General features: G+C 35.4%; 21 protein-coding genes. 18 read left to right on the top strand and 3 right to left on the bottom strand.

From position 1 onward, the window contains the following. Nucleotides 1–13: 13 nt before the first annotated feature. From argH to EHW90_RS06500, 6 genes are all read left to right on the top strand, one after another. Nucleotides 14–1,393, top strand: coding sequence for an argininosuccinate lyase (gene argH / locus EHW90_RS06525; protein WP_124952072.1), 1,380 nt, complete (start codon nt 14–16; stop codon nt 1,391–1,393). Further along, nucleotides 1,393–1,728: a NusG domain II-containing protein gene (locus EHW90_RS06520; protein ID WP_009445926.1), complete on the top strand. Its 336-nt coding sequence runs from the start codon at nt 1,393–1,395 to the stop codon at nt 1,726–1,728. The genes argH and EHW90_RS06520 overlap by 1 nt, the downstream gene beginning before the upstream one ends. 8 nt (nt 1,729–1,736) lie before the next feature. Continuing rightward, the gene (locus tag EHW90_RS06515; RefSeq protein WP_124952071.1) at nt 1,737–2,921 is read left to right on the top strand and encodes a pyridoxal phosphate-dependent aminotransferase; all 1,185 of its coding nucleotides are present in this window, start codon (nt 1,737–1,739) and stop codon (nt 2,919–2,921) included. Nucleotides 2,922–3,229: 308 nt separating this feature from the next. Next, entirely contained in the window at nt 3,230–5,140 is a 1,911-nt protein-coding gene (locus EHW90_RS06510; protein WP_124952070.1) for an acyl-CoA dehydrogenase family protein, read from the top strand. Nucleotides 5,141–5,152: 12 nt separating this feature from the next. Continuing rightward, nucleotides 5,153–6,361 (top strand): FprA family A-type flavoprotein, encoded by a 1,209-nt coding sequence (locus EHW90_RS06505; protein WP_124952069.1) that lies wholly within the window; start codon nt 5,153–5,155, stop codon nt 6,359–6,361. A 237-nt stretch (nt 6,362–6,598) separates the two neighbouring features. Then, nucleotides 6,599–7,141, top strand: a complete 543-nt coding sequence (locus EHW90_RS06500; RefSeq protein ID WP_243113928.1) for a DMP19 family protein — start codon at nt 6,599–6,601, stop codon at nt 7,139–7,141. Nucleotides 7,142–7,213: 72 nt separating this feature from the next. Here the strand turns inward: EHW90_RS06500 and msrAB are convergent, their stop codons facing one another. Next, complete coding sequence (gene msrAB, locus EHW90_RS06495; RefSeq protein ID WP_124952068.1) at nt 7,214–8,344, bottom strand: bifunctional peptide-methionine (S)-S-oxide reductase MsrA/peptide-methionine (R)-S-oxide reductase MsrB; 1,131 nt, start codon at nt 8,342–8,344, stop codon at nt 7,214–7,216. A 118-nt stretch (nt 8,345–8,462) separates the two neighbouring features. On the opposite strand from msrAB, the gene EHW90_RS06490 reads away from it, so the two are divergent. From EHW90_RS06490 to EHW90_RS06435, 12 genes are all read left to right on the top strand, one after another. After that, on the top strand, nt 8,463–9,152 hold the full coding sequence (locus EHW90_RS06490) for a DNA alkylation repair protein (RefSeq protein ID WP_124952067.1): 690 nt from the start codon (nt 8,463–8,465) through the stop codon (nt 9,150–9,152). A 120-nt stretch (nt 9,153–9,272) separates the two neighbouring features. After that, nucleotides 9,273–10,481 carry an ammonium transporter gene (locus tag EHW90_RS06485; protein WP_124952066.1) on the top strand — a complete coding sequence of 403 codons (1,209 nt, stop codon included), beginning with the start codon at nt 9,273–9,275 and terminating at the stop codon, nt 10,479–10,481. Nucleotides 10,482–10,503: 22 nt separating this feature from the next. After that, the gene (locus tag EHW90_RS06480; protein WP_124952065.1) at nt 10,504–11,127 is read left to right on the top strand and encodes a methylated-DNA--[protein]-cysteine S-methyltransferase; all 624 of its coding nucleotides are present in this window, start codon (nt 10,504–10,506) and stop codon (nt 11,125–11,127) included. Between the two features lie 7 nt (nt 11,128–11,134). Beyond that, on the top strand, nt 11,135–12,466 hold the full coding sequence (locus tag EHW90_RS06475) for a putative ABC transporter permease (protein WP_124952064.1): 1,332 nt from the start codon (nt 11,135–11,137) through the stop codon (nt 12,464–12,466). Between the two features lie 4 nt (nt 12,467–12,470). Next, the gene (locus tag EHW90_RS06470; RefSeq protein WP_124952063.1) at nt 12,471–13,526 is read left to right on the top strand and encodes a DMT family transporter; all 1,056 of its coding nucleotides are present in this window, start codon (nt 12,471–12,473) and stop codon (nt 13,524–13,526) included. Between the two features lie 72 nt (nt 13,527–13,598). Next, nucleotides 13,599–14,030 (top strand): Rrf2 family transcriptional regulator, encoded by a 432-nt coding sequence (locus tag EHW90_RS06465; protein ID WP_124952062.1) that lies wholly within the window; start codon nt 13,599–13,601, stop codon nt 14,028–14,030. A gap of 103 nt (nt 14,031–14,133) precedes the next feature. After that, nucleotides 14,134–14,958, top strand: coding sequence for a protein-ADP-ribose hydrolase (locus EHW90_RS06460; protein ID WP_124952061.1), 825 nt, complete (start codon nt 14,134–14,136; stop codon nt 14,956–14,958). Continuing rightward, entirely contained in the window at nt 14,922–15,542 is a 621-nt protein-coding gene (locus tag EHW90_RS06455) for an NUDIX hydrolase N-terminal domain-containing protein (RefSeq protein ID WP_040458024.1), read from the top strand. Before EHW90_RS06460 ends, EHW90_RS06455 begins: the two co-directional genes overlap by 37 nt. Nucleotides 15,543–15,576: 34 nt before the next feature. Next, entirely contained in the window at nt 15,577–16,560 is a 984-nt protein-coding gene (locus EHW90_RS06450; RefSeq protein WP_124952060.1) for an SIR2 family NAD-dependent protein deacylase, read from the top strand. Nucleotides 16,561–16,795: 235 nt separating this feature from the next. Next, on the top strand, nt 16,796–18,466 hold the full coding sequence (locus EHW90_RS06445; protein WP_124952059.1) for an McrB family protein: 1,671 nt from the start codon (nt 16,796–16,798) through the stop codon (nt 18,464–18,466). A gap of 3 nt (nt 18,467–18,469) precedes the next feature. After that, nucleotides 18,470–19,849, top strand: coding sequence for a 5-methylcytosine restriction system specificity protein McrC (locus EHW90_RS06440; protein ID WP_124952058.1), 1,380 nt, complete (start codon nt 18,470–18,472; stop codon nt 19,847–19,849). Nucleotides 19,850–19,858: 9 nt separating this feature from the next. Beyond that, on the top strand, nt 19,859–20,503 hold the full coding sequence (locus tag EHW90_RS06435; protein WP_330507747.1) for a GNAT family N-acetyltransferase: 645 nt from the start codon (nt 19,859–19,861) through the stop codon (nt 20,501–20,503). A gap of 32 nt (nt 20,504–20,535) precedes the next feature. Here the strand turns inward: EHW90_RS06435 and EHW90_RS06430 are convergent, their stop codons facing one another. Both EHW90_RS06430 and EHW90_RS06425 read right to left on the bottom strand, forming a co-directional pair. Beyond that, nucleotides 20,536–22,047 carry an ABC transporter permease gene (locus EHW90_RS06430; RefSeq protein WP_124952056.1) on the bottom strand — a complete coding sequence of 504 codons (1,512 nt, stop codon included), beginning with the start codon at nt 22,045–22,047 and terminating at the stop codon, nt 20,536–20,538. Next, nucleotides 22,044–22,760, bottom strand: coding sequence for an ABC transporter ATP-binding protein (locus EHW90_RS06425; protein ID WP_124952055.1), 717 nt, complete (start codon nt 22,758–22,760; stop codon nt 22,044–22,046). Before EHW90_RS06425 ends, EHW90_RS06430 begins: the two co-directional genes overlap by 4 nt. Nucleotides 22,761–22,894 lie beyond the last annotated feature (134 nt).

The raw sequence follows: 22,894 nt of genomic DNA, 5'->3' as shown, positions 1-22,894 counted from the left end.
ATTTGGAGAAAATATGAAACTTTGGGGTGGAAGATTTACAAAGGAGACAAATAAACTTGTTGAAAACTTCAATGAGTCACTTTCATTTGACCACAGATTTTATAAGCAGGATATAAGAGGCAGTATTGCTCATGTAAAGATGCTTGCAAAACAAAATATACTTACAGATAATGAGAGAGATAAAATCATTGAGGGACTTAATTCAATAGAAGCGGATATAGACGCCGGAAAATTAAAATTCGATGACGGGTCTGAGGATATCCATTCATTTGTAGAAGCACATCTTATAGAGAGAATAGGTGATACCGGTAAGAAGCTTCATACCGGAAGAAGCAGAAACGATCAGGTGGCACTTGATATGAAGCTCTATGTAAGAGATGAGATTGATGAGCTTAAGGATCTCTTATATGAACTGCTTAGTGAAGTCCTTAATATAATGGAAGAGAACAAGTCTACATATATGCCGGGATTTACACATTTACAAAAAGCACAGCCGACCACATTGGCACATCATTTCGGTGCATATTTTGAGATGTTTATAAGAGACTTTGACAGACTGGTTTCCACAAGAAAGAGAATGAATCTTTCACCTTTGGGTTCAGGAGCTTTTGCAGGAACAACATATGATCTTGACAGAGATTATGTAGCAAGCATTCTTGATTTTGATACGGCTACAAGAAACAGTATGGATTCCGTAAGTGACAGAGATTATCTTTTGGAGCTGTTATCAGACCTTGCCATAATATCAATGCATTTAAGTCGCCTTTCAGAGGAAATCATCATATGGAATACGGATGAGTACAGATTTGTAGAGATGGATGATACCTACTCTACAGGTTCATCTATAATGCCGCAAAAGAAAAATCCGGATATTGCCGAGCTTATAAGAGGTAAAAGCGGAAGAGTATACGGAAGTCTGATATCTCTTCTTACAACAATGAAGGGATTGCCGCTTGCATATAACAAAGATATGCAGGAAGACAAGGAGATGTCTTTTGATGCCATAGATACTGTAAAAAGTCTGATAAAGCTTATGAGCGGAATGCTTTCAAGCATGAAATTCAATAATGAAAGAATGGCAAAAAGTGCAAGAGGCGGCTTTACAAATGCTACCGATGCGGCAGATTATCTGGTTAAGAAAAATGTTGCCTTCAGAGATGCACATGAGATAGTAGGCAGGCTTGTACTCTACGGTATTGAAAATAATAAGGCGCTTGATGACTTTTCTTTGGAAGAGTTTAAGAATATCTCAGAGGTCTTTGATAATGATATTTATGATGCAATTTCTCTAAAGACCTGTGTTGAAAAGAGAAATACAAAGGGTGCTCCGGGACTTAAAGCTATAAATGATGAGATAGAGGCTTCAAGAAAGCTTTTGGAGAGTCTGAAATAATGAAGTTAAAGAAAAATGATATCATTTTGATTATTGTTGTACTTATTATAGGCATAGCAGCGGGACTTTATATTTTATTAAATAAAAAATCAGGCGGAAAGGCGGTTTTAAAGTATGGCAATAATCTAAGTCTGGATATTGATTTGTCAAAGGACAGGGAAATAGATTTGGAGAGCAACGGCATCAAAATACATTTGGATATTAAAAACGGTGCGATTGCATTTATACACAGTGAATGTCCCGATCATATCTGCGAAAGATTCGGTTATATAAAAAATGTAGGTGAGTCGGCTATTTGCCTGCCGGCACAGGCATCGGTTACTATAGTAAAGTAGGAGAAAAAATGGTTTCAAAAAAGATGCTTGACCTCGGTACAAAGAGGTCGGTTATTAGAGATATATTTGAGTATGGAAGCAAGCTTGCAAAGGAGATAGGGGCGGAAAATGTACTTGATTTCAGCCTTGGCAATCCGAGTACTCCGGCTCCGAGAGAGGTGGCAAATACTATAAGGTATATGGTGGAGGAGCTTTCACCTAGGGAGTACAACAGCTATACTTCATCAGCAGGTGATACCGATACAAGGCTTGCGGTTGCAAAAAACCTGAATCAGCGTTTTTCTACAGACTATAATGAGCAAAATATTTTTATGACCTGTGGTGCAGCAGCTTCACTTAATATTATATTTAAGGCGATTATAGAGTCGGGTGATGAGATAATAGTAAATATTCCTTACTTTCCTGAATATAAGGTATTTATAGAGGGACAGGGAGGTAAGCCTGTATTTGCAAAATGCAGTGAAAATCTTTATCTTGATATAGACGAAATTGAAAGCAAGATAAATGAAAATACAAAGGCCGTACTTATAAACTCTCCGAACAATCCTTCAGGTGTGATATATCCTAAGGAGAATTTGGAAGCACTGGCAGAACTGTTAAAACAAAAACAAAAAGAGTACTCGCATCCTATATTTTTAATAAGCGACGAGCCGTACAGAGAGCTTGTGTTTACAAATGAAAAACCTGAGTTTTTGCCTAATATATATGACAATACTTTGGTGGCTTATTCATGGTCAAAATCACTTTCACTTCCGGGTGAGAGAATAGGATATATTCTGGTTCCGAATAAAGTAAAAGATCATGGAGAAGTGTTTGCGGCGGTAGGCGGTGCCGCCAGAGTGCTTGGATATGTCTGTGCGCCTTCCATGTTTCAGTATGTAATAAAAAATTGTGTGGACGCACAGCCGAATATTGAAGTATACAGAACCAACAGAAATATTTTATTTGAATCACTGCCGAAGATAGGATATACCGTAGCAAATCCGGGAGGAGCTTTCTATCTGTTTATAAAGTCTCCAAGTGATGACGGAAATGAATTTTGTGAGAGAGCAAAGAAATATCATATGCTTTTGGTTCCGGGCGAAGGATTCGGAATGAAAGAATATGTCAGACTTTCTTTTTGTGTAGATACAAAGAAGATAGAAAAGTCAATAGATGTGTTTAAGAAATTGATGGATGAGTATAAACTTTGATAGAGGTTAAAACAACTTAATAATAGAATATTGGCAGATACTTATAAAGCTATAGAATTGGTGATATTGAACAGTTCTATGGCTTTTTATTATGCACTGTTCCGAAATTATACTTTCTTAGTAAAGTATATTGACTATTTTAAATAATGAAGTATACTTTACTTATAAAGTAAAGTATTACATAAGGTATATGATTGATTGTATGAAAATTACATTATAGTAAATATTCTATAATGATTTAGACTGCTGTGCAGTTTTATTTTGCCGATGTTTTATATCGGTGATAACAATATAAGTGGAGGGAATATATGTCTTATCAAACAACAAAGGAACATGAGTTGCTTAGAGAGAAGGTTCGTGAGTTTGCAGAGAGAGAAATAAAGCCTGTAGCTTTCAGTCTTGATGTAAAGAGCGAATTTCCTACTCAAATCGTGAAGAACATGGGAAAGCTTGGCATTATGGGACTGCCATATGAAAAGAAGTATGGTGGAGCAGGTCTTGATGTTATAAGCTATGCCATAGCGGTAGAAGAGCTTTCAAGAGTTGACGGCGGTGTAGGTGTTATCCTTTCGGCTCATACTTCATTAGGAACTTATCCTATAGCGGCTTTCGGTAATGAAGAGCAAAAAAAGAAATATTTACCGGGATTATGTAGCGGTGAGCTTTTAGGTGCTTTCGGACTTACGGAACCGAATGCCGGATCCGATGCGGGAGGCACGGAAACTACTGCTGAGGATATGGGAGATTATTATCTCTTAAACGGAAACAAGATATTTATCACAAACGGTGGTGAAGCCGATGTTTATGTAATCTTTGCACTTACCACACCAAATATAGGTACAAGAGGTATCTCAGCACTTATAGTGGAAAAGGGTATGGAAGGATTTACATTCGGTGATCACTATGACAAGCTTGGAATCAGATCATCTGCGACCTGTGAGCTTAACTTTAATAATGTAAAGGTTCCAAAGGCGAATTTACTTGGTAAAGAAGGTCAGGGATTTAAGATTGCAATGGCTACACTTGACGGCGGTAGAATAGGAATTGCAGCTCAGGCACTTGGTATTGCACAGGGAGCTTTTGAAGAAGCTGTTGAATACAGTAAGGAAAGAGAGCAGTTCGGAAAGCCTATAGCCGCACAGCAGGCAATTGCATTTAAGATTGCGGATATGGCAACAAAGCTCAGATGTGCAAGAATGCTTGTATATTCCGCTGCGGAACTTAAAGAAGCTCATGCTCCGTACGGAATGGAATCGGCTATGGCAAAGCAGTATGCATCTGATGTTGCACTTGAGATAACTTCAGAAGCACTTCAGATTTTCGGCGGAAACGGATACTTAAAGGGTATGCCTGTAGAGAGAATGTATCGAGATGCCAGAATTACTCCTATATATGAAGGAACAAATGAGATACAAAGAGTTGTTATAGCAGCCCATATATTAGGTAAGATATCAAGAGGTGAAACTGCCGCCGTTAAGAAAACAAAGGGACCTGAGACCGGTGAGAGAAAAAGAATGATCATAGGAGAAGGTTCATTAAAAGAAAAAATAGATGTACTTGTAGCGAATCTTCAAAAGGACGGCTATGACTTCAGTGTAGGTATTCCTATGGATACACCTATTGTAGCTGCAGAAAGAGTTGTCAGTGCAGGCCAGGGCATAGGATCAAAAGAGAATATGAAACTTGTAGAAGATTTGGCTAAGGCTGCAGGAGCTGCAATAGGCTCTTCAAGACCTGTAGCGGAGACTTTAGGGTATTTGCCGCTTGACAGATATGTAGGTATGTCAGGTCAAAAGTTTAAAGGAAATCTTTATATTGCCTGTGGTATATCAGGTGCATTACAGCATCTAAAGGGTATCAAGAACGCTTCTACAATAGTTGCAATAAATAAGGATCCGAATGCAAGAATCTTCAAAAACTGTGACTACGGTATAGTAGGTGATGTAAATGAGGTATTACCTGCACTTACAAAGGCACTTGATACAGGTGAAAAGCAGCCTGCACCACCAATGAAGAAGATTAAGAGAGCGGTACCTAAGAAACATACACCATCCAGAAAGCTTTATCTATGTAACGGTTGTGGTTATGAATATGATGTACTTCTGGGAGATGAAGAGGGTGATGTAAGACCGGGAACGGAGTTTAAGGATATTCCAAAAGAATGGGTATGCCCACACTGTGGTGAAGCTGCAGATAATTTCATAGAGATTGAAGTATAATAGGAGGAGAGTATGTATAATTACCGTAAAGTTACAGATGATTTGTATTGGGTCGGCGGAGATGACCATAGATTAAGTCTTTTTGAAAATATTCATCCTATATATCATGGAGTATCTTATAATGCATATCTTTTAATGGATGAAAAAACAGTTCTGGTAGATACAGCTGACTGGTCAGTTGGAAGACAGTTCTTAGAAAATGTAGAAGGTGTTTTAGGTGACAGAAACCTGGATTTCTTACTTATAAACCATGTAGAGCCTGATCATGCGGCTTCAATTCCGGAGATCTTACTTCGTTGGCCTAATGTAAAGATTATTACAACAGAGAAAGCTGCAATGATACTTCGTCAGTTCGGATTCAATATCAGACCTGAGCAGGTTGATGAGGTTACAGAAGGTGACAGCAGATGTTTTGGAAAACATACTTTAGCATTTGTAAAGGCTCCAATGGTACATTGGCCTGAAGCTATGGTAACATTTGATACTACAAGCGGAGTGCTTTTCTCAGCAGACGCCTTCGGTTCATTCAGAGCACTTGACGGAAAGCTTTTCGCTGATGAAGTAGAGTTTGATAAAGAATGGCTTGATGATGCCAGAAGATATTATACAAATATAGTTGGAAAGTACGGTCCACAGGTTCTACAGGTATTAAAGAAGGCTTCTACACTGCCTATTAAGTATATCTGCCCGCTTCATGGTCCGGTTTGGAGAAAAGATATTCCTTATATCCTGGACAAATATATGCATTGGGCAAGCTATGAGCCTGAAGAGAAGGGTATAATGATAGTATATGCTTCAATGTATGGAAATACAGAGGCTGCCGCAGAAGTTTTGGCAAGAAAGCTATGCGAAAAGGGCATTACAAAGACAAGACTTTATGATGTATCAAGTACTCATGTAAGCTATCTTGTTTCAGATTTATTTAAGTATAGCCATCTTGTACTTGCATCAGTTACGTATAATCTTGGAATATTCCCTCCAATGCACAACTTCCTTATGGATCTGAAGGCTCTCAATTTACAAAAGAGAACTTGTGCTATAGTTGAGAACGGCTCATGGGCACCTAATTCAGGAAATCTGATGAAGGCAGAGCTTGAAGAGATGAAACATATGGATATTTTGGATGATGAAGTGAACATAACCTCTTCATACAGAGAGAACAATGAAAGTGATATGGATGCATTGGTGGATGCTCTTGTTGCTTCATTTAATAAAAAGTAATTTGATATTGCTACAGTTTTAGGTCGGGGAGTATTCTCCGACCTTTTTATATTGACAAAAAATATTTTTGGTTTAAGAATATAGATATGTAATAAAACATTATCGGAGGCAAATATTAAATTACTTGTAGAGTGGTATATGGAAGTCATTGACGGTTAAGTCTATGGTGAGATATTGGATAAAAAAAATACAAATTTCCTCCGGTTAATCAGTACTATAAAATAAATTGGAGAGATTATGCAAAAATATACGAATAAAGCCGGAACCGGTAAAACTTATGCAAAGATAACTGCAGAAGATATTGAGAGAATTGAAGAATTTTGGGATATTTTAGATCCGATATATTGGACTATAGATATTTACAGTTCATATGAGGAGTACTTAAATTCCGCAGGGAATTTTACATTGGAGCAAAGATATCTTAACGCAATATCATGGTATTTTATGGAAGTAAATAACGGAGGACATTTTCAGTTTTTTGACAACTCCACAGGAATAGTATGGGAAGATGCCCTAAACGGACTTAAAGAGTTCGGCATGGAAGAACTGGCTGATAACTTTAAAAAGATTGTAGAACTGTTTGGAGGAAAGATTCCATTTGACAGAGAAGAGCGATGGGAAGCTATGGATAAAATGAGTGAACATTTTGAGGAACTTTTGGATAAGGCCGACAGTGTGGTATATGATTTGTATGACTATGACTATACATTTGAAATGAAATATATAAAAGAGCATCCTGATAAGTTTGTATTTGAGGGATATTATAATAAGATTGTCTAATGGTATATATAATATATAAGTAAAGATAAGGCTGAGATCATTTTTACATGTATTCTCAGCCTTTAAAATATATTATTCAAGCAGATATTTTAAGTATCCATATCCTCGTTCATCCATTTTTTCATATGGAATAAATTCAAGAGATGCACTGTTGATACAGTATCTTTTGCCACCTGATTCTTTAGGACCGTCATCAAAAACATGACCTAAATGTGTATCACCGCTCCGGCTTCTTACCTCAGTTCTGTTCATATTGAAGCTGTCATCTTCACTGTATTTTACTACATCCTCATTTATAGGTTTTGAAAAACTTGGCCAACCGCAACCTGATTCAAACTTGTCTGTTGAGACAAAGAGTGGTTCCTTTGTTGTAATATCTACATAAATTCCCTTTTCAAAATTGTTCCAATATTCATTTGCAAAAGGTCTTTCAGTATCACTGTTAATAGCAACTTGGTATTGCTCATCTGTAAGCTGTTTTTTGAGTTCATAATCTGAAGGTCTTGGATATTTGTAAATATCTATTTTTGGCTCCTTAGTTTGGGTTTCAGTTTTCTTATCCAATGGTTTATCTGCAAGAGATAAGTCTATATGACAGTATCCACCGGGGTTTTTAGCAAGGTAATCCTGATGATAATCTTCAGCATCAAAGAATTGAGCTAAAGGTAAAACCTCTATTGCGATAGGTTTGTCATATTTAGTTTGTTCAGCTGCCAGAATCTTTTCTATTATAGTTTTATCTTCTTCATTTGTATAATATACTCCGGTTCTATACTGAGTACCTGTATCATTTCCCTGTTTATTTACACTTACAGGATCTACTACACGAAGGTAATACTCCAGAAGATCTTCAAGGCTTACTATATCGGAATTATACATTACTTTTACAGTTTCAGCATGACCGCTTGTATGAAGATCTTGGTACTTCGGATTTTGGGTTTTACCGTTTGCATATCCGCTGACAGCATCCTCAACACCATCTATCTTTTGCATATAGGCTTCAAGCCCCCAAAAGCAACCACCTGCAAGATAGATCTCTTTTAGATTACCGGATTGAGATATATTACTTACTTTACCGGAATATTGTGTGGTTTCATCATTTGGAAAATTTTCTTCTTTCTTTTTCAAACCCGCAGTAAATACATATAAACTTACTGCAACAATAAATATCGGTATTATCAAAAATAATTTGTTTTGACTCATATCTATTCCCTCCTGTTATATTAAAATGCAACCATATTGGAATTGGTTGTAATATAGATTATAATACGACTTATGAGGTAAAGAATCGGTAAAACTTTGGATTTAAAAGGAGTCTTATATGAACTTAAATGAGATAAGAGCGGAATTGTTTAAAATGCAGGATATGGATTACAGAGATTTTAACAGTAAGTTGATACCTACAGTTAATAAGAGTCTTTTTATAGGGGTAAGAACACCTGAACTTAGAAAGTATGCCAAGCAACTTGCTAAAAGAGAAGATATCGAAGAATTTTTGCATTCATTACCACATAAATATTTTGATGAGAATCAGCTCCATGCATTTATTGTATCTGAAATAAAGGATTTTAAGAGCTGCGTTGATAAAGTGAATGAATTTTTACCTTATGTAGATAACTGGGCAACTTGTGACCAGCTCTCACCGAAAGTATTTAAAAAAAATCATAAGGAGTTGATTGCATATATAAAAGAATGGCTGGAATCTGATAAAGTATATACTGTTAGATTCGGTATCGGTATGCTTATGGAACATTTCCTAGATGAGGATTTTGATATAAGTTACCTCGAGACAGTTTCAAATATAAGGTCCGATGAATACTATGTAAATATGATGATTGCCTGGTATTTTGCAACGGCACTGGCAAAGCAGTATGAGAGAATACTTCCCTTTATTGAAAAAAGGAGCCTTGAAATATGGACCCATAATAAGGCTATACAAAAGGCGGTAGAAAGTCTTAGAATCAGTGATGAGAAAAAAGAATATTTAAAGAGTCTGAAAATAAAAAAATGATTATACTTATTAAATAATACTTCATATTTTAGGTTATTATGACGAAGTTGACTGTTGTGTATTCACATTTACTTTTAATAAGATAAAATAGAGGAATATTGTAGTTTATGGAGGTATATTATGACTATCAATAACGGAGATACAGCGTTTATGATGCTGGCAACCGCAATGGTTTGCCTTATGACGCCCGGACTTGCATTTTTTTACGGAGGATTGGCAAGAAAGAGAAATGTTTTGTACATGATGTTACAATCCTTTATATCTATGGGTATAATTACTATGCTGTGGATTTTTGGAGGATTCGGACTTGCATTCGGCAAGGATATTCATGGAATAATCGGTAATATTACAGACTATTTTGCATTCAGTCATATAGACTTTGTGCCGAGCGGAGTATATGCCGCATCAATTCCTTTTGCACTTTTCTTTGCATACCAAATGATGTTTTGTGTTATTACAGTGCCGTTAATGAGCGGTGCATTTGCGGAAAGACTTAATATGAAGGGATATATAGGTCTTTTGATTTTTTGGACAATTTTGGTATATGTTCCCGTTTGCCACTGGGTATGGGGACAGGGATTTTTGGCAAGTCTCGGCTTTGTAGACTTTGCAGGAGGTGCGGTAATCCATACCACAGCCGGATTTGCGGCATTGGCAGCTGTACTTTTCTTGGGAAAGAGAAATATCGAAAACAGAGAGATGTCACCAAGCAATCTTATGGCGGCTGCTGAAGGAACCGGACTTTTGTGGTTCGGGTGGTTCGGATTTAATGCAGGCGGTGCATTGCAGGCAGGTGTTTTGGCTGCTACAGCATTTGTAAATACCGCAATCGGACTTGCGGCAGGAATGGTTTCATGGTGTATATATGCACAGATTGTAAGAAAAAAAGTAAACTTTGTAGATGTACTTACAGGTTCCGTTGCAGGACTTGCCACAATAACCCCTGCAGCAGGATATGTGAATATGAGATCTGCAATAGTTATAGGATTACTTGCAGGAATCATCTGCAATATAGCCCTGTCATTCCAAGAGAAAAAAGGATGGGACGATGCACTTGGAGTTTGGGGAGTTCACGGAATAGGCGGATTTAGCGGAATTATTCTTACAGGTATTTTTGCAAGCAAGTCTGTAAACGGAGTAAGCGGCAGTGTACATCAGTTTTTGGTACAGACTTTGTCAGTTATATTTATTGCTGTGTACTCATTTATACTTACCGTAATTATACTTAAGGTACTTGGAAAATGCATGGATATAAAACCTTTAGATAAGCAGGTTCAAGAAGGACTTGACAGTGCATTACTTGATGAAAATTCTTATGATATGTTTTAAATAATATTATAAAGGGGTATATATGACGACTATAGAGGAGGCTGTAAGCTTCGGACTTTCGTTTAAAAATACATATATTGATACTCCGTTTAGAAAGGCTGATTGGAAACTTCTTAGAATAAAAGGAAGCAAGAAGGCCTTTCTTTGTATTTATGAAAGAGACGGTTTTGTAAATTTAAATGTAAAAGTTGACCCTGCTTGGAGAGACTTTTGGAGAAGTACATATGCTTCAGTCATTCCCGGGTATCATCAGAATAAGGAGCATTGGAATACAATAATACTTGACGGCAGTATAAAGGAAGATGATATAAAGAGGATGATTGCTGAAAGCTATGATTTGGTAACGGATTCACCTACAAAAAGAATATATGAGGCGGTAAAGAAAATACCGAAAGGCCGTGTGGCAACTTATGGCAAGGTGGCAGAGATGGCGGGGAATAAAAAGATGTCAAGAGCGGTAGGAAATGCTCTTCATAAAAATCCCGATCCTGACAATATCCCTTGCTTTCGTGTAGTCAATTCAAAAGGTGAGCTTGCACCTGAGTTTGCCTTTGGAGGAATGGGCGAACAGAGAAAGCTTTTAGAGGCTGAGGGAATAGAAGTTAAAGATAATAAAGTGGATTTATCAAAGTATGGTTTAGAATAGGAGTCTTATGAAGTTATTTGGCGGTGCGGACTTAATTATATATTTCTTTATATACGGGCTTTTGGCTTGGGTACTGAATACGGTTATATACAGTTTAAAAGAACAAAAGTATATAAATACAGGTGTTTTAAATATTCCGATTCTTATATGTCCTGCCTTGATTATGACTTTGATGATAATAGTATCATCAGGGAAAAATGTCAGCTATTACGGAATGCTTATGATGGCTTTTATAGATTATTTTATACTGGATAAGCTGGGATTGTTTTTCTCACAAAGGCTTCTTTTAAAAAAGGAAATAAGCCCTGAAAGGTTGGGATATGGTAAGAGCCTGAAGATTAGTTTAATAAATGCGATTATTATAATAGCCGTATGTTTTACCTGTTTAAAAACTTTACAGCCTATTATATTTTCTTTGGTATCGCTGATTCCAAGAATAATAGTAAATATAATTGCCCTTGTTCTTTTACTGCTTTTAATTTCGGATATTGTATTTACATATATTTTTGTCAGAAAATACCCTATGCAAAGTATGGACAGCAATATAGCCAAGAGAAAAAATACTTTTGGAGAATGGATTTCAAAAAACATCTGGAAGAGAATTTATAAGATTTACCCAAGTCTTTTATCAGATGATTTTGAAGACAGCAATAAAGGTATTTCAGATGCTGATAAATTACTTGAAGAACAGGGCATTATATTTGCAAGAGGAATAAATGCCGCTAAGCTTATTTGGGTGCTGTTTATATCCTCACTTATCGGAGATATCGTAGAAACCATATATGTACTTATTGTAGGCCATGAACTTATGAGACGCTCAAGCTTTGTACTCGGACCTTTCAGCCTTGTGTGGGGACTTGGTGCGGTAATACTTACCTTAGCACTTTCAAAAGTAAAAAGGCAGAATAATCTGTCTATATTTATATCAGGCTTCTTTTTTGGAGGAGTATTTGAATACTTGTGCTCCGTATTTACTGAAGTATTCTTCGGTATGAAGTTTTGGGACTATTCACATATGCCTTTTAATATTGACGGCAGAACAAATCTTTTGTTTATGTTCTTTTGGGGCATAGTGGCTTTGGTATGGTTTAAATTTATATACCCTCCTTTTTCAAAGTTTATAGAGAAAATTCCACCTGTCACAGGTTCAGTCCTTGCAGTTGTTATAGCACTGTTTTTTATCTGCAACGGAACGGTCACTTCAATGGTGATGATAAGGACTACAGACAGAAAAAAACATCCTGAAGCAAGGAATGTAATAGAGCAGTTTATAGACAATGAGTATCCGAATGAAGCGGTAAGAAAGCTTTGGCCGAATATGAATTTTTTGGAGGAGTAGATATATGAATAAGAGCAAAAAAAGTATGGCTGTAATAATGGCATTACTTGCGGCAACATTCTATGCGATAAATACTCCTTTTTCTAAAGTACTCTTAAAAAATGTCACACCGACATTTATGGCTTCATTTTTGTATATGGGAGCCGGAATCGGTGTAGGTATAATGTATCTGCTTAATTCAAAAAGAGAGAAGAATATTGAAAAGCTGTCAAAGACAGACTTGCCATATACTCTAGGGATGATTGTTCTTGATATTTTGGCACCTATATTTTTAATGATCGGAATAAATATAGGTTCGGCCTCAAATGCATCATTACTTGGAAATTTTGAAATCGTAGCGACCACACTTATCGCTCTTTTGATATTCAAAGAGGTTGTAACATCAAGGCTGTGGATTGCCATAGGATTTATTACATTATCAAGCATAGTTCTATCATTTGAAGGAAGCGGAAGTTTTAAATTCTCTTTGGGCTCATTGTTTGTAATACTTGCAACATGTTGTTGGGGGCTTGAAAACAACTGTACAAGAATGATTTCAAATAAGAGTACTTATGAGATAGTGATATTAAAAGGGATATTTTCAGGTACAGGTTCATTTATAATTGCAATAATACTTGGGGAGAGGATACCTGATATAAAATATATTTTGATTTCAATGTTGCTTGGGTTTGTGGCATATGGTCTCAGTATATTTTTATATATCAGGGCACAGAGAGATTTGGGTGCCGCCAAAACAAGTGCATACTATGCAATAGCTCCTTTTATAGGTACATTCTTATCATTTGTTGTAGACGGTGACAGATTGACAGAAGTTTATTTTATCGGACTTATATTTATGATAATCGGAAGCGTGATTGTTGTATATGATACGATGTTAAAAAATCATATTCATTACCATATACATACGATTGTTCATACACATAACGGCTCAACACATAAGCATGTAATTAAGCATGAGCATACTCACTCTCATTTGGTTTCAGAAGAAAAACATTCTCACAGTCATGATGATTATATAAACAGTGTGGAGCATAAGAGGATGCATGAGACGGGTGTGTAGATTTATATTTAATGTAAATGTTGACATTACATTAAATAGGCTATATTATTTTATTAAAAAAGGAGTATACAAATGCAGATATCAAGCAGATTTACAATAGCATTACATATTTTTGCATGTGTAGAATATTTTAAAGATAAAGAGAAGATAACCAGTGACTTTCTGTCAGGCAGTATAAGATCAAATCCGGTAATTATCAGAAATATTCTTTCTCAGTTAAAGAAAGCCGGACTTATAAATGTAGTCAGAGGAACCGGAGGTATAGAGATTTTAAAAGATCCGTCTGAGATAACATTTTATGATATTTATAAAGCGGTTGAAGCAGTTAAAGAAGAGGGACTGTTTCATTTCCATGAGGAGCCGAATCCTGCTTGTCCTGTAGGAAAAAATATACATGGAATATTGGACGGTAAGCTTGGTGAAATACAGGAAGCGATGGAAAACAAGATGAAAAGCTATACTCTTTTGGATATTGAAAAGGGTATAAAAGAGATTAAAGACTGAAAGATGCTTAAACAGGCATCTTTTTTTATATAAAGTATTGACAAGTTTGATGTAATTATTTATATTACAACTATTATATGTTCTGTTTTTGAAGGAGGCAAGTATGAATCAAAATGAAAGACTTGATTATCTCATAGAAGCTTTTAAAGAAGATTCCGTAGATTATAAGAACTTAAAAGTACCTGTAGATACAGAGGGGAAGAAAAGAATATTACGTTCTCTTATGAATATCAGAATGCCGAGGGAAATGAATACTGAGGTATTAAAAATACAGGATGAATATCTTAGAGAAGCTATAAATGAAAACGGTATAGTATATCTTTCGGATATAGATAAAGTGGAAGATGATATCTCTATATGGCAGGGAGATATTACAAGGCTGAAGGTGGATGCAATAGTTAATGCTGCAAACTCACAGATGCTCGGTTGCTTTATTCCTATGCATAGCTGTATTGATAATTGTATACATACATTTGCCGGTGTGGAGCTAAGAAATGAATGTAACAAAAAAATGAACCGGCTAAGGATTCGTTATGGCAGAGATTATGAACAACCTACAGCAATTCCTATGCTCACAGATGCTTACAATCTTCCCGCAAAAAAGATTGTTCATATAGTCGGCCCTATTGTACAAGGGGGACTTAGCAAAAGGAATGAAGAAGATCTTAAAAACTGTTATAAAAACACTTTAGATCTTTGCGTTGAAAACAGATTGAGAAGCGTGGCATTTTGCTGTATATCTACCGGAGTATTTCATTTTCCGAATAAAAGAGCAGCTGAAATTGCAGTAGCAACTGTAAGAGAATGGTTAAAAGAAAATCAAGGCAAAATTGATAGAATAATATTTAATGTATTTAAGGATGAAGATAAGAAATATTACGAGAGGGAACTATGGATAAAAAAGAATGTTGGTTACAGTGGGCAATAGAATTACAGAGTCTGGCACAGATAGGTCTTAATTATTGTAAAGATATATATGATAAAGAAAGATATCAGAGAATCAGAGATATTTCTGCAGAAATGGTTTCATTTATGACGGATATTCCAAATATGAAAGTTAAAGATCTTTTCTGCAATGAAAGTGGTTATCAGACACCAAAACTTGACACCAGAGCCGCCATTTTTAAAGATGAAAAAATTCTTCTTGTACATGAAAATGACGGCAAATGGTCTTTACCCGGAGGATGGGTGGATGTGAATGTATCAGTAGGTGAAAATGTAGTAAAAGAGGTTAAAGAAGAATCAGGATTGGATGTTATCACGGAAAAAGTAATAGCGATTCAGGACAGATCAAAACATAATCTACCCGTCTATGCATATGGAATATGTAAAATTTTTGTCCAATGTTCTGTAATTGGTGGTAAATTTGAAGAAAATAATGAAACGACGGAATATCGTTATTTTTCAATATCAGAATTACCTGAACTGGCAACAGAGAAAAATACTGTAGAACAAATCAAAATGTGTTTTGAGGCTTATAAATCAGATAATTGGAAAACATTATTGGATTAATTATTTTAGAAAATTCACAGAAAGGATCAGAACTATGGATATTGAAGTTTTTAAAATATCTGACGGTTACAGAGAGTCTATCAATAAAGGAATAGCTGCAATGCAGTATTTTAAGGGCAGAGTTAAGTATGGAACCGGCGACAGAGAAGAGCAGTTACAAAGATTAAAGAATGAAATTAGAAGTTGTGATGCAATTTTGATTGGAGCCGGTGCAGGCCTCTCCACATCTGCCGGATTATCATACACCGGTGAAAGATTTGATAAGTATTTCTTTGATTTTGCAAAAGCTTTCGGTATAAAAGATATATACTCAGGAGGTTTTTATCCTTTTCCAAAGAAAGAGATATTTTGGGCATGGTGGGCAAGGCATATTTATTTTAACAGATATGTTGATGCGCCAAAACCTGTATATAAGGACTTACTTGAATTGGTTAAGGATAAGGACTATTTTGTAATTACCACAAATGTAGACCATCAGTTTCAAAGAGCAGGATTTGATAAGAAAAGACTTTTCTACACTCAGGGAGATTACGGAGTTTTTCAAAGTACAAATCCGGATTGTAAAGATACCTTTGATAATAAGGAGTGGGTAGAAAAAGCCTTAAAAGCACAGGGATTTATTAAAGATGATAACGGTGTATTTATAGTACCTAATGATCGAGAGATTCTTATGGAAATACCTACTGAACTTATACCGAAGACTCCAAGCGGTGATGATGTGACTACAAATCTTCGAGCTGATAATACTTTCGTAGAGGATGAAGGCTGGCATAATGCTTCAAGAAATTATGCTGATTTTATAAGAAGACATGAAAACCTGCATATACTCTTTTTGGAACTTGGAGTAGGAGCAAATACACCTGTAATTATAAAATATCCTTTCTGGCAGATGACATATGACAATAAAAAGTCGGTATATGCCTGTTTAAACTATGGAGAAGCCTTCTGCCCTGAGAAGATAAATGATAGAAGTGTTTGTATTGACGGGGATATTGGAGAAATTCTGTCACAGCTTTAAGAAAAGTGAATTTTTTGATGTGGGCGTTTTACTTTAACAGTTTGACGTCCTTTTTTCATACCCATTCTCACCGGAAATGAGTGAAAAGCAATAGTTCTAAGGCGTATCTTAGAATTATGTCATGAATAATATACAATATTAGTGATATAATGATAAAAGTGAGATGGAAGAGTAAAGGATTAGATATTGTAAAAATATAGGGTATAGCCTATATTATACAAAAGGAGAAAAATTTATGAGTATACTTACACTTGATTCAACATTTGCGGATATAAAGAAACTTTTAAGTGATGAGGATATTTGCTTTAAGAAAACAATTGAAAAGACTTTTGAAGAAGTATCAAAAGATGAAGAGCGAAAGAATGCATTTTGCTTTTTTATGGCAATGGCTCTGGGTGGAGTGGGAACTCTGGATGATAATAATAATGTTGTAGATAATAATGACGTTCAGAAAAATTTCTTGGCTATAGTCGGAATAAGTGGTGATGAATGGTCAGGATATACAAGAAAATTTGTACAGCCGAGCAAAGACGAGAATCTAAGTGATGAATTCAATGATCGTTTATCAGAAATAGATAATAGCAGCCTTAAAGACATTTGTAAAAACGGAATTGAAAGCTTGAAAAATGGTAATGGACAAGGTTTATTGTATGGAAAAAACTGGTGTTTTGAAACACAAAAAGCAGGTGAAGAAAAAAAAGATTACTCTGCAAATGGTACAATACCTAAAAGAGTCAAACAAGGAATAAATGATATCATCAACTGTCTGATTAAACAGATGACAATAGAAAATACTCCTCAGTATGGTTTACTATTGTCAAATAAGCAACTTATTATGAACGGTGCACCGGGAACCGGAAAGACATACTCGGCAAGAAATATTATAGCGGATATACTGTTTGATACCTTATGCGAAACTGAAAATAAAAAAGAAGAAATCAAGAAAGTCAGAATGGATATGGTACAGTTTCATCCGTCATATGACTATACGGACTTTATAGACGGTATCAGACCCGACTTGTCAGGTAATGAGCTGAAGTATTCACTTAAAAATGGTTCTTTCAAGTCTTTTTGCCGCAGAGCAGGTGTAATAGAAAGAATACTTGCAGCAGGAGTTCAGGTTGATAATATAGATAAGTTTTCTGAAGTTATAGATGAGTTTCTGGTCGGAGAAGATGATTCAATTAAGGATTTTTGGAAAGCGAAAATAAAAGAATATGAACTTGGGGAAGAACTGGAAAAAATATTTAAGAGTAAGGATATTACAGAGTTTGACCTAAGTAAACTTCCAAGTTTCATCTTTATTATTGATGAAATAAATCGTGCGGAAATTTCAAAGGTGCTGGGGGAGATTATGTACTGCCTTGATCCGGATTACAGGGGAATAAAAGGGGCGATTTCAACACAATATTCCGCATTGGCAACGGATGAAACATTTTTTATAAATAAGGATAACGATAAATTCTTTATACCTTCAAATGTCTACATTATCGGTACTATGAATGATATAGACAGAAGCGTCGAGGTGTTTGATTTTGCGTTGAGAAGACGTTTTGCATGGTATGAGGTAAAACCTGATGAAGTGATGGATGATGTATTAAAGTCTATGGGAGTAGAAACCCTACTTGAGCAAAATTATGAAAATTATAAAACTAAAATAGACTATATTAATGATGCTATTGTGGACAAATTAAAGCTTAGCAGGCATTATCATCTTGGTCCTTCGTACTTTGCCAAAATTAAGCTGTACTATGATGAGAGTAAAGATTATGAAAAAGCAATAGAAAAAGTTTGGGACAATCATATATCACAAATTTTAAATGAGTATGTCAAGGGCAGAGGCAAAGAAAGTGAGGTTGAATATATAAGAAAAGGCTTTATCAGTATTCAGGATGATCAGGAGTAGTCTATGGGAGATAAAAGAGCAATTACTCTTACAGATAATCAACAACCAAATAAATACTATACTTTTATTTCTGAGAGTAAAGATGGAAGAAAAGATGGTCATATACATGAAGTGTGCAAAAGTTATATAGAATCTGTAAGTTCTGTAAACAAGCTTATGAAAGAGCATAATTCTGTCATTGTACCGAAAAGAGAGAGCTTTGAAAACGATACGGTTATAGAGATAAGAAACAGTAAGATATATACTTATAACTGGGTTGGAGTCATATCTATGTCAACACAAAATGAAAACAGTATGAGAATAGAAATTACTTCCCGATTTGATATCGGTGAAAAGCAATATTTCCTTCTTTACCTGTTGAGTAGTGTTTACGGTGTGAATATTTTTAATATTGATGTCAACAGTGAGAAAGAAAGTAATTATATCATTATTTTGATAATCCTTTTTCTGAGTAAAATCGTGGAAGCGTATGGCAGCGGACTGTATAAAGAATACAATAGTAGTAAGTACAATGACTACAATTTTAAGGGCTCTATAGATATTGACAGGCATATAAGGCTTAATACACCTTTTATGGGTAAAACAGCTTATAAAATAAGAGAGTATACCTATGACAATGAAATATTATGCTTAATGCGTCAGGTGCTGGATTATATTATCTGTAATCATTTTGAAGTGTGGGAAGCGTGTTTAAATAATGAACTGATGTTGAATGAGATAGTGAGTGTGATAGAAAATGCCACTCCATCATATAGAATGAATATCAACTATGCAGATACTATAAGTTGCAGAAGAGAAATCGCTCATCCAATGTACCGAGACTATGAAGAAGCGAGAAAACTTGCAATTATGATATTGAGCGAATCAGGACAAAATATATTTGACAATTCTAAAGAACTGTCATTTAGTCTGTTAATTGACATATCGTGGCTTTGGGAGGAATTTGTTGCAGAAAAGCTATTGAAAGAATACAAGTACAGACATTTGTTGACTGACGGATCTGCAGGAGCATTGGAATGGTCAAATAGAGAATATTGGTATCCCGATTTTATTGAAATGGGAGATGAATATAAAAGAAAAAATGTCTTTGATGCCAAGTATAAGTTTTGGGGTTGGGATAAAGATGACGACATTCATCAACTGTTATCCTACCTGCTTATATCAGGCGGAAATATATGCGGTATAATTTACCCGGATAATAAGTCAACGACATGGAGTTATAAAGAGATACATTCATATGAAAATGAACATCCTAAAATATATAAAATGCCTATATATATTCAAAATAGTGAGAATATAGGTTATTTGGAATATTGTAGGGTTATGGAGGAATCTATAAAGAAATGGAAGGAAAACTTTCAAAACTTACTATGTAAAATTTAGGAGATGATAGTGGATATTATAATAAGAGAAGCAAGAACTGAAGATGCAGCTAAGCTGATTGAATACACAAAGCTTGTAGGTGCACAAACCGATAATCTAAGCTTCGGAAAAGAAGGTATAGGAGATACACCTGAGGTAGAGAAAGAGTTTATCAAAAGAATCAATTCGGATCCGAAATCTGTGATGTATTTTGCATGGAAAAATGATGATATAGTCGGATGTGCAAATATAAGCGGTATGAAGCGAAGAATGAGTCACAGAGCAAACTTTGCTATAAGTGTTGCCAAATCGGAATGGGGAAGCGGAATTGGTAGTGCACTTTTAGAAAAATGTATTTCCTTTGCTAAGGATAATGGAATAGAAATCATAAACCTTGATACAAGGAGTGATAATATCCGTGCTATCAGCCTATATAAAAAGTTCGGATTTGTAAAAATCGGCCGGATGCCTGCTTTTTCAAAAATAAACGGCGAATATATAGATGCGGATTTGATGTATCTGGACTTAAGAGAGAAAAGTAATAACAGAAGAAAAATGGAAGCATTTGAAAGATTAGAGGCAATAAGAAGAGAAAATAAAGACGAAGTTGATTTTAATAAAGAAAGAGAGGAGGCAATTAATAAAAAACATCAAATACAGCCTCAATCTCAATAAGTATCAAGACTGTATTTTTGTTAAATCTTCCTCTACCTCCCCGTTTTTATATCGGCTCTGTTCAGATAAAGCAATCCTATAGCAAAAGAAATGAAAATATAAAGTATACAAGTTATTATTACAACAGGTAGATTTATTTCACCGGTTATATTTGTGCTGCCCATAGAGTATATAAGCATTGAAAACGGTGTTGCATAGAAAAATCCCTTTACTGTGAGGAGAAGTCCTAAAATATTTCCAAGGAAGGAAAGTCCTACAGGTATTGCAAATGACGGTATGATCAGTGAAAGCATACACTGAAAGCTTGAAACGGCAATTATACAAAGGATACTTGCAAGGATTCTTAAATAGAATTCTTTCGGTATGCTTCCGGTAATCCCGATAAGCTTTCCTGAAACAACATAGATAAATGCAATCCATAACATACAAACAGTTGAAATGACAGCTACGGTAAGCCACTTGTCTTTTAATACTTTGAAGCGTGAACTTGATGTAAGCATTATATTCCAGTTGGTTCCAAGATGTTCCATGCGAAAATCAAGGCTTGCAAGTATTGCAATTAAAGGTGACAGGAAGAACATACCTAAGAACAATGACTCCTGTGTCCAAAGATCCGCCCAATCAAATGATAAGACTCCTTGATTTGAAAGGAAATTTATAATACCGATACAGGCAGAAATTAACGGAATCAATGCAAAGGGAATCCATACAGGGTTTCGCTTCATCTTGACAAGTTCGGCCGGCAATATGGTATGAGCATTTTTGCTTTTCCTATGTACATGAGCAATCTTAAAATTACCTGTTTCAGGATCATTAAATACGGATAGACTAAGCTTATATGTAACAAAGAAATATAAAAAGCTTATAAATATCGCTTTTATATCTATTGCATTCCATGAAAGCAGCATATTTCTTGTAGCAGAGTCATAATCCATAGTAACGGTACTTAAAGAAAAAAGTACGGACCATGGAGTTAGTGCCGCTTTACTTACAAAAGCAATGAATACACCTGCAAGTGTACCTCCGAATGCGATTGAAAGTGCTGCAAATTGATTCCTGAACTTTAATGACAGCAGACATTGAAGCTGAAATATAATCATTCCGAAAATAATCTCTGCAAATTCAGTCTGAAGTAATGCAAAGATTGGGAATCCTCCACCAATCATAAATTTAATACCTAAATACAAAATCATTATTGTCTGTATAAAACAAAATAAAGCTATATGTATTAAGCCGAATAAAAGTTTGGAAGAAAAGAGTTTTTTCCTGCTTTCCAGTGTTGGAAGAGTATTCCACATGTTTCCCTTATTTTCTATATCAATACATCTGCTTGCCAGTACCGACATCATAATGGAAATCAACATTGTATTCAAAAACGGAATCGAACTGAAGATCATTTGCCATTCCTGTCCTTTAGGTAAATCTCCATATGAGATGTAGAAATAGTTTAGTCCTGTTACAATAAATAATAATGATGCGGAAATCAGGAATTTATTTTTTGTAAATTCAATGGATATTGACTTATTTAAACTGATTTGTTTCATAGTGACTCCTTTTCCCCTGTAAGCTTAAGGAAAATCTGCTCCAAACTCTTACCTGATGATTCAAGACTTGAGAGCTTTCCCTGGTAGAGCATTTGACCATGATTTATAATACCTACATAGTCAGCCATTTGTTCTATCTCATTGAGCAGGTGGCTTGAGATAATTACAGTTATATCTCTTTCTTTCGGCAGGGAAGTTATTAGTTTTCTTATCTCCATTATTCCGGCAGGATCAAGACCGTTGGTAGGCTCATCCAGTATAAGTAATTTCGGATCTCCGAGAAGTGCCATAGCGATACCGAGCCTTTGCTTCATACCGAGAGAATAGGCGGCAAGTTTTTTATCTCTTTGTTCATACAGTCTTACCGTTTTTAGAGCTTTTTCTATTTCAGTTTCTTTAACACCCTTTAACTTTGCTATGATCTGCATATTTTCAAGTCCGGTTAAATGAGGGTATCCACCGGGATTTTCTATAAGGCTGCCTGCTTGATGAAGCAGGTTTAACAGATTCTTGTTTGAAACTTTTTCACCGAAGAGTTTTATCTCTCCCGAGTCTTTCTTTATAAGTCCTAAAATCATTTTTAATGTTGTACTTTTTCCCGCTCCGTTAGGTCCTAGAAATCCGTATACACAGGATTTAGGTACACTCATGGATAAGTCATGTACACGATTCTTTTTAGTTAAATTTTTTGTTTCAAGTATTGTTTCAGTCATTGTTTTTCTCCTTTTGCTTGATATGTGAGTATGATAATGAATGAAGATTAAATGAAGATTATCTCTACATTATGATTACATTAAGAGTTTAAACTTGAAACTAAAAAACGATATGGAATATCCCATATCGCTTA

This window comes from Lachnoanaerobaculum orale, from assembly GCF_003862485.1.
Classification (GTDB): Bacteria; Bacillota; Clostridia; order Lachnospirales; family Lachnospiraceae; genus Lachnoanaerobaculum; species Lachnoanaerobaculum orale.
The sequence above is the reverse complement of the archived record's forward strand: the minus strand, read 5'-3'. Positions and strand labels throughout refer to the sequence as shown.